The organism is Nocardia noduli (assembly GCF_019038455.1).
GTDB lineage: Bacteria > Actinomycetota > Actinomycetes > Mycobacteriales > Mycobacteriaceae > Nocardia > Nocardia noduli.
In genome coordinates this window covers 1-8,219 of sequence record NZ_JAFMPL010000181.1, presented here as the reverse complement: position 1 = coordinate 8,219, position 8,219 = coordinate 1, and the positions used below count along the sequence as shown (strand labels likewise).

Genomic DNA, 8,219 nt, shown 5'->3' with positions numbered 1-8,219 from the left:
CCGTTGGGGCCGCCGCGGGGCGCGCCACCGGGTCGCGGACCACCGGGAGGCGGCGGCGGGCGGTACCCGGGCGGCGGCGTCGCACGCTGCGGGTCGGGACGCTGCGGGTCGGGGGATCCGGGATGTGAACTTCGCTGAGCACGGCCGCCGTGCGGTTCATCGCCGTAGGGGGAAGTCTCGTAGGGCGAATTCACTGACAAGATCTCCATAACTCGTATCGGACTGCGGGACAGGGCGCGGTCGTTGACATCGCGGGGACGGAGACACGGGGGCTCCGCATGTCATCCAGGTGGCAGATGACCATGCACACTATTCGGCGACAGTACGCCGGTTGGTCCGGGTACCGGTACGCCGCCGTGTCGGCGTCGGGGCTGTTCCGAGTACATAGGACTGCACGAGATGATTCCAGCTGCAGCTCCGGCACACCTCGACGACGTGCACGGAGAACTCCTCGCGGCTCTCGGCCAGGCGAACCAGTTCCTCGGGCGTGCGGGCCGAGCCCGCCATCTGACCGAGGCCGTCGCCGTAGACCCAGGAAACCAGCGTGAGCTGTTCTTTCCTGCAGATTGGGCACGTGACCTCGCTCCCCCGACCGTGGAATTTCGCCGCACGCAACAGGTAGGGATTCGCATCACATACCTCGGCGACGTCGACCCGGCCCGCATAGACGTCAGCCAGCAGCGACCGACGCCGAAGCGCGTAGTCGACGACCTGCCGCTGAATTCGCACGAGAACCAGAGTAGCCGTGTCTGATTGGCGGCGCTGGCGCGCGGCGGTTCCCGACCGCCGCCCGTGAGGGCCGTCGGTGATACCGCACGCGGGCGATGTTCCGACGAGAACATACTCATCGCCGCGCTGACCGGGCCACCGCCGTTTACGATGCACCCGTGTCCACCACCGCTTCAGGGCGCATGCGAGCGCGTGACCTCGACCGCTCCACGGTGTCCAGCGTGCTGGACGCCGCCTACGCGGAGGGGCAACTCGGCGCGGGCGAATACCATGACCGCACGGCGCGCGCCGCGTCGGCCAAGACACTCGGTGAACTCGACGCCCTGGTCGCCGACCTGCAATCGCCAACGGCGGTAACCGATCTCACGTCGCGGCGGGCGGGCGCCTCGCGTGACACCCGAACGACGAGTTGGCGCAACGCACTGATCGGCCGACGGTCGTCCGGTGGTTACCCCGGCCACACCCGGGCCCGTGAGATCGATCGCGCCGCGACGGTGCGCGCCCTTGACGACGCGCGCGCCGAAGGACAGCTCACCGCGGACGAACACGCGGCGCTCACCGAACTCGCCGCCGAGGCGAGAACACTCGGTGACCTGGCCGAACTGGTGGACGATCTCCAGCGCCGCGCCGACGCCCCGCGCCCACCGAGTCCGCCGCGCTCATATCGGAGCACCGTGTTGAACGCCACCCTCGGGGTGCTGGCGGTGCTGGCCGCGATAGCGGGTTTCGCGGTCACCGGAGGCGAGGATCCCCCGCCCGTCGCGCAGGCGAGCGTGCCGCTCGACCTGTCGGCGGTGGAACCGCTGGTCATAGCCACGCCCAAGCTCACGACCGCCGAGGGGATGACGCTGTTCCGTGAGCGCTATCGCGCCAAGTTCGGCGACACGATCGTCGATGAGGTGTGGTTCCACGAGGATTACGCCTCGGTGAAGCGCGTGGCTCCCGACGGCGCGCAGTGGACGGTCGGCTACGACTATCGCGGCGGATTCCAACCGGCGCCGGGGCCCGTCCTTTCCACCCGCGAACGCGACAGGGTGCCCGTCGATCTGGCCACCGTCGATTTCGAGGCCATCGGCAAGGTGGCAGCCACCGCGCCGGTGACGACGAAAGTCCCGCAGGGCGTCGTCTCGACTGTTTCCATCGATGTCCCCAACTCGGGTTCGTTCGGCGGCAGGCCGGTCGCGGAGATCAATGTGCGCAACGAGCGCTCGCAATACGGCGACGTGCAGGTTTCGATTACCGGTGAAGTACTGAAGGTGCGTGAGGTCCGATGAAATCGCCGGTGACGAACGAAGCGGTGCGGTGATGGCGTCGACGACCTCCCCGGTACGGGCGCGCGACGACGACCGCGCCGATGTCTGCGGCCTGATCGACGCCGCCCTGGCCGACGGCCAGTTGAGTTCGGACGAACACGCCGCGCGCACCGCGGCCGCGATGAAGGCCGAATATTTCGGTGAACTGGACAAACTCACCTGGGATCTCCAGATTCCCGGCGCGTTCGCCGACGCACCGGTGGTGCGCGGTGGTGTGCGCAGGCGCACGCGCTGGTGGATTCCGGTCGGGGTCCTGCTCGTCGCCGCCTTGCTCGGTATGGCCGCGGGCTGTGTCGGCTCCGCGGCCGACAAGATCTCCGGGCCGCCGCTGCCGGATCTGACGACCGGGGCGGGCCAGGCCTATTTCCTCGATCGATATCGGGCGGAATTCGGCGATACGGTCGCCGACGACTTCACGATCTACCCCGGCTACGCGCTGTTCCACAGAAGTACCGACAACCCGCTGAAATCGCAGTATTACCATTTCGACGGCGATTTCGACGAGTTCGGTTCCGAATCCGCGCGCAAGCCGACCACCCCGACCGTCGACTACGGCGCCGTGAACCTGCCCGTTCTGGCTCGGCTACTGGCCGGCGCCGTCGACACCCTGAAGGTCCCGAACGGGCGTATCAGCCATATGAGTCTCCAGTTGCCATCCGGCTCGGAACCGGACGCCGCGCCCCTGGTCTCGATCTACGTCCGGAACGAGGCGCAGGACTCCGGTTCCATGGAGATCGCCTTCGACGGCGAAGTGCTCGAAGTCAGCCCACTGCGCAAATAGACGGCTGTAACCAGCGGAAACGCTACTTGTATCGGATACGACTGTGCATAGATGTATCGGCGCGATATAGTTTGTCATCGCATCCATTGGTTAGGTCTGGACACACGTCAGGGGGTGAAGCCCGATGCTCGAGTTGGCAATCCTCGGGCTGCTCCTCGAATCGCCCATGCACGGATACGAGCTGCGCAAGCGGCTGACCGGTCTGCTCGGGGCATTTCGGGCCTTCTCGTACGGTTCGCTCTATCCCACCCTGCGTCGCATGCAGGCGGACGGGCTCATCGCCGAGGAACTTCCCGCGGGCGCGGTCACCCGCCGCGCCAGGCGGGTGTACGACCTGACCCCGGTAGGCCGGGAGCGGTTCCAGGAACTGCTCGCCGATACCGGACCGCAGAACTACACCGACGACGGCTTCGGCGTTCATCTCGCCTTCTTCGGCCGCACCCCCGCCGAGGCGCGGATGCGGATTCTCGAAGGCAGACGCAGGCAGGTCGAGGAACGCCGAGAGGGATTGCGTGAGGCGATCAAGCGAGCCAGCGGCTCGCTCGACCGCTACACACGCCAGCTCCACCAGCTCGGTCTGGAATCAAGCGAGCGCGAAGTGCGCTGGCTCAACGAGTTGATTGCGGCGGAGCAGTCAACGAAGGCGGCACCACAGAAAGAGGGAAACATCGGCCATGACTGACACCAATACGGCTGGTAACGCCACCGAAGTACGCGTGGCCATCGTAGGCGTTGGCAACTGCGCCTCATCCCTGGTCCAGGGCGTGCAGTACTACCACGACGCGGACGAGACCGCGGCCGTGCCCGGTCTGATGCACGTGAAATTCGGCCGGTACCACGTCCGCGACGTCAAATTCGTCGCCGCGTTCGACGTGGACGCCAAGAAGGTCGGCTTCGACCTCGCCGAAGCGATCTTCGCGAGCGAGAACAACACCATCAAGATCTCCGACGTGCCGCCCACCGACGTCGTCGTGCAGCGCGGTCCGACCCTCGACGGCATCGGCAAGTACTACGCCGAGACCATCGAACTGTCCGAGGCCGAGCCGGTCGACGTCGTCAAGATCCTGAAGGACGCGAAGGTCGACGTCCTGGTCTCCTACCTGCCGGTGGGTTCGGAAGAAGCCGACAAGTTCTACGCGCAGTGCTCCATCGACGCGGGCGTCGCCTTCGTCAACGCGCTTCCCGTCTTCATCGCCTCCGACCCGGTCTGGGCGCAGAAATTCGTCGACGCGGGCATCCCGATCGTCGGCGACGACATCAAGAGCCAGGTCGGCGCCACCATCACCCACCGCGTGATGGCCAAACTGTTCGAAGACCGCGGCGTGCAGCTCGACCGCACCATGCAGCTCAACGTCGGCGGCAACATGGACTTCAAGAACATGCTCGAGCGCGAGCGCCTGGAGTCGAAGAAGATCTCCAAGACCCAGGCCGTCACCAGCAACCTGAAGAAGGAACTGGGCGCCAACGACGTGCACATCGGCCCGTCCGACCACGTCGGCTGGCTCGACGACCGCAAATGGGCCTACGTGCGCCTGGAAGGCCGCGCCTTCGGCGACGTGCCGCTGAACCTGGAGTACAAGCTCGAGGTGTGGGACTCGCCGAACTCGGCGGGCATCATCATCGACGCGGTGCGCGCGGCGAAGATCGCACTCGACCGCGGCATCGGCGGACCGGTCATCCCGGCGTCGGCGTACCTGATGAAGTCCCCGCCCAAGCAGCTGGCCGACGACATCGCCCGCGAACAGCTGGAAGCCTTCATCGCTGAATAGTTGGCGGCCCGGGGGCCGCGGGTTCGCGGCCCTTGTTGTCTCGCGTCCGAGCGGTCGATACTCGCGACTTCGTCGCATTGTCTCGACCGCTCGGACGCGAGACGGCCGCGAACGGGCGCTCGTAAGGCTCGCGCCGTGCGGGGCGGGGGTGGGTGTTGAGGGTGCTTGTGGGCTTGCCCGGTGGGGCGTGAATCGGGTGGGTTCGGGACTATGAATCGAAACCGGTCGGAGCTTCAGCTCCGGCCGGTTTCGTATTTTGTTGTCTTCCAAGGGGTTCAGTCGAGGGAGACGTATACCTCTACCGAGGTGGGGCCGGTGTAGCGCTCCAACTCGGCGGTGTGGGAGCGGGTGATGATGCCTGCGCTCTCGGCTTTCGCGACCTGGGCCCAGGCGGTGCGGAGCAGGTCGTAGGGCTTGTCGGAGACAACGAATTTCGCGTAGCGGCCCTGGGGGATGCGGGTCATGACGTCGCCGGCGTCCATTTCGTCGATATCGGCGATCTCGTAGCCGAGTACGGCGACGGCGTGGTCGTTCTGGGCGATGTAGGCGGCCACCCGTGAGACGTCTTTCTCCCTGGCCAGGTAGCGATCCCAGGTGAAGTTCACCAGGTCCAGATCGCGCGCGGCCACCTCGCGGCCGGACAGCGGGATGGTGAGCCCGGCGACCAGGCTCTCGTCCAACGTGACGATCTCGAAATCCACAGTCCGTTCCTACCCGTCACTCGGTTCGACTGCCACCGCGACGAAAACCTCCGCGGTGCGGGCATCGGGATAATGTTCCCAATCGCCGGTATAGGTGCGGACGATGCGGCCTGCCGCTTCCGCGTCCCACACCGCCCGCCAGATGCTGACGATGGTATCGCCGAGATTATCGCCGCTGGCGACGAAACGGGCGAAACGTCCCGCGGGCACCCGCGCGAGAACGTCACCTGGCAGCAGGTCGGCCACGCTCTGACAGCGGTAGCCGACGATATGCGTCAGATACGAATTGATCTCCGGCGCATGGTCGACGTACGCGCTGGTCGGTGGTCCCGGTAGGCGACGCGCCAGAACGCGCTTCCATGCTTCCTCGACCTTCGCGCGGCGCGGGCCTTCGACCGCGAGCGCCGGGCTGCGCAGCACCACGCCCGCCACCAGCGTCTCGGGTTGGTCAACGACATTGAAATCCACCGGCGTAGCCCCTATTTCTAGTCTGTCTTCACTATGCGGCGCTGCCGGGCCCATCGTGGCCGCGCAGGCAGATCGCCTCCGGCCCGTCGCTCGCGCCTGATATTCAATTCGCGGCAGTCGGCGGGCCGAATCGCGTTCGCCGCGTTGTCGTCGCTCGAGCGCATATCTTCCCGCATCGGTCTCTCGGTCTCGCCATCGGGCCGAATTCCGTTCGGCGCCGATACGCCCACTCTGACAAACGATGCTGCCATGTCCCGCGTTCCCGGTGGGCGTCGTAGGTCACAAGATCGACACTAGATGGCACGGTCGAGTGATTATCGCGGCGGGGCGGCGTGTATTTATCGCCCTCCGGGCACGTTCAGCCCGGGGAAGATCTCCGTCGGCCGGGGTTGCTCGGCGCCGGGCGGGATGATCACCGGCGGTGCGGGCTTGGTGGTCTGCGGCGGATTCAGGATGTCGTACGGGCCGCCCGAGGGTTTGCCGGGATCGATCACTCCGGGCGTCGCACCGCCTGGGACATCGAGTGTCGGAAATTGTTCTATCGGTGTTCCCTCCAATGCCGCGTCCATCATCTGTTTCCAGATATCGGCGGGTAATCCGGAACCGTAGATATCACCGCCACGGACTGTGCGAATTGCTTGTGATTGTTCCGAACCGACCCAGACGGCGGTGGACAACGACGGCGTGAAACCGATCATCCACGCGTCCTTGTTCGAATCGGATTCACCGAGTTGTGTGGTGCCGGTCTTGGCGCCGGACGGGCGTCCCGCGGCCAGTCCGTGGCCGTTGGAGTAGGTGGCGATCGGGAGCATGGCCTGCGCGGTGTTGTCGGCGACCGCGCGGGGGATGCGCTGTTCACCCGGCGGCATCTGCTCGCCCACCCTGGTCTCCTCGGCGCCGCGATCGAGCAGCACGCGACCGTCCCCGGTGACGACACGCTGGACGAAATAGGGTCGGTGATAGATGCCCGATGCCGCGATGGTTGCGTAGGCCGACGCCATGTCGATCGGACGAACCAGATACTGCCCCAGCACTATTCCGTTGAGCGGTCGACCGCCGTCCTCGGTGAGGGTCTTACCGGCGACGCCGGGGATCTCCTCGGGGATGCCCGCCTGGTGCGCGGCGTCGGCGATTGCCTTCGGCCCGTCGAACATCATCATGGTCAGCCGGTAGAAACTGGTGTTGAGCGACCGTTTCAGTGCCTCCGCCACGGTGCATTTACCGCAGTACTCACCGTCGACGTTGGTGATCTGGGTGCCGCGGTCGGTGACCGGCGCGCTGTCGATGACCCGGCTCAGCGGAATACTCTGCTGCTGGGCCGCGATGGCCGCGAAAACCTTGAAGGCGGAACCGGTTTGCAGCGGAGCCTGCGCGAAGTCGTAGCCGAAGCCGTCCGGCCCGCCGTAGTACGCGCGCACCGCGCCCGAACGCGGATCGATCGAGACCACCGCCCCGCGCAGGTGCGGCGGCTGGTTGTCGAGCCGATCGCTGATCGCGCCGAGCGCGGCCTGCTGGGCCTTGGGGTCGATGGTGGTGGTGATCTGGAGCGCGCCGGTGTTCAGTTCGCGCTCACTGATCCCGGACTCACGCAATTCGCGCACGACCTGGGTGCGGATCAGGCCTTCCGGTCCGCGCGATTCGGTGTCGTTCGGCAGATCGGCGATCGGCACGATAGCCGGGAAGACCGTCGCGTCGCGATCACCCGGCGCGAGCACCCCCATCTCCACCATGCCGTCGACGACGTAGTGCCACCGCGTCTTCAGTTCCGGCAGATGGGTTTCCGGATCGAGTATCGACGGCGTACGCAGCACCGCGGCGAGCACCGCGCCCTCGGCCAGAGTCAGTTCCGCGGGCGGCTTGGCGAAATACGCCTGCGACGCGGCGGCGATCCCATAGGAGCCGCGACCGTAGTAGACGGTGTTGAGGTACGCGGCGAGGATGTCGTCCTTACTCCACTGCCGCGCCATCTTGGCCGCGATGATCAGTTCCCGCATCTTGCGGGTGAGTGTGCGTTCCGACCCGAGGAACGCGTTCTTCACGTACTGCTGGGTGATGGTCGAACCGCCGCCCGCGTTGTCGTGCCCCGCGATGTTGTCGCGAACCGCCCGCAGGAATCCCGAGGTCGAGTATCCGGGATTGGTATAGAAATCCCTGTCCTCGGCCGACAGCACCGCGTCCCGCACCGGCTGCGGTACCTGCGCCAGCGGCACCGGAGTCCGATTCCCTTCCGGCGGAACCACCTTCGCGATCACCGTGCTCCCGTCCGCCGCGAGAACGGTGGCGATCTGGTTACTCTGCACCGCCTCCGGATCGGGAATCTCCGCACTCCAGTACACGAGGACGAACAGCAACGAAGGCGCCGCGACGAAGAGAATGAACAACGCCAGGCATAGTCGCCGAAACCGTTCCCCCCGCGTCCGCCGCTTTGGCGGAACATCCTCGGCCGCGACCCCACCCC

The 8,219-nt window shown here is 66.3% G+C and carries 8 protein-coding genes; 4 read left to right on the top strand and 4 right to left on the bottom strand.

Annotated features, from left to right (window positions below):
* Positions 1 to 309: 309 nt before the first annotated feature.
* Positions 310 to 729: a DUF5318 domain-containing protein gene (locus tag JZ792_RS40090; protein WP_109523047.1), complete on the bottom strand. Its 420-nt coding sequence runs from the start codon at positions 727 to 729 to the stop codon at positions 310 to 312.
* A 158-nt stretch (positions 730 to 887) separates the two neighbouring features.
* Between JZ792_RS40090 and JZ792_RS40085 the strand changes: the two genes are divergently transcribed.
* The 4 genes from JZ792_RS40085 (at position 888) to JZ792_RS40070 (ending at position 4,592) form a co-directional block, all read left to right on the top strand.
* Positions 888 to 2,003: a DUF1707 SHOCT-like domain-containing protein gene (locus JZ792_RS40085; protein ID WP_438804438.1), complete on the top strand. Its 1,116-nt coding sequence runs from the start codon at positions 888 to 890 to the stop codon at positions 2,001 to 2,003.
* Entirely contained in the window at positions 1,990 to 2,823 is an 834-nt protein-coding gene (locus tag JZ792_RS40080; RefSeq protein ID WP_216918112.1) for a DUF1707 SHOCT-like domain-containing protein, read from the top strand. The genes JZ792_RS40085 and JZ792_RS40080 overlap by 14 nt, the downstream gene beginning before the upstream one ends.
* 124 nt (positions 2,824 to 2,947) lie before the next feature.
* Complete coding sequence (locus JZ792_RS40075; RefSeq protein WP_109523049.1) at positions 2,948 to 3,505, top strand: PadR family transcriptional regulator; 558 nt, start codon at positions 2,948 to 2,950, stop codon at positions 3,503 to 3,505.
* A complete protein-coding gene (locus tag JZ792_RS40070; protein WP_216918111.1) occupies positions 3,498 to 4,592 on the top strand; it encodes an inositol-3-phosphate synthase in 1,095 nt (364 codons plus the stop codon). Before JZ792_RS40075 ends, JZ792_RS40070 begins: the two co-directional genes overlap by 8 nt.
* Positions 4,593 to 4,867: 275 nt before the next feature.
* Here the strand turns inward: JZ792_RS40070 and JZ792_RS40065 are convergent, their stop codons facing one another.
* The 3 genes from JZ792_RS40065 to JZ792_RS40055 form a co-directional block, all read right to left on the bottom strand.
* The gene (locus JZ792_RS40065) at positions 4,868 to 5,293 is read right to left on the bottom strand and encodes a GyrI-like domain-containing protein (RefSeq protein ID WP_216918110.1); all 426 of its coding nucleotides are present in this window, start codon (positions 5,291 to 5,293) and stop codon (positions 4,868 to 4,870) included.
* 9 nt (positions 5,294 to 5,302) lie between these two features.
* Positions 5,303 to 5,761, bottom strand: coding sequence for a GyrI-like domain-containing protein (locus tag JZ792_RS40060; RefSeq protein WP_216918109.1), 459 nt, complete (start codon positions 5,759 to 5,761; stop codon positions 5,303 to 5,305).
* 338 nt (positions 5,762 to 6,099) lie between these two features.
* Positions 6,100 to 8,219 (bottom strand): transglycosylase domain-containing protein (locus JZ792_RS40055; RefSeq protein ID WP_216918108.1); only part of this gene is annotated, 2,120 nt, incomplete at its 5' end.

Bases quoted from the DNA above. Each gene is read 5' to 3' on its own strand.
- JZ792_RS40075 (WP_109523049.1), top strand. From the start codon at position 2,948: ATGCTCGAGTTGGCAATCCTCGGGCTGCTCCTCGAATCGCCCATGCAC.
- JZ792_RS40070 (WP_216918111.1), top strand. From the start codon at position 3,498: ATGACTGACACCAATACGGCTGGTAACGCCACCGAAGTACGCGTGGCC.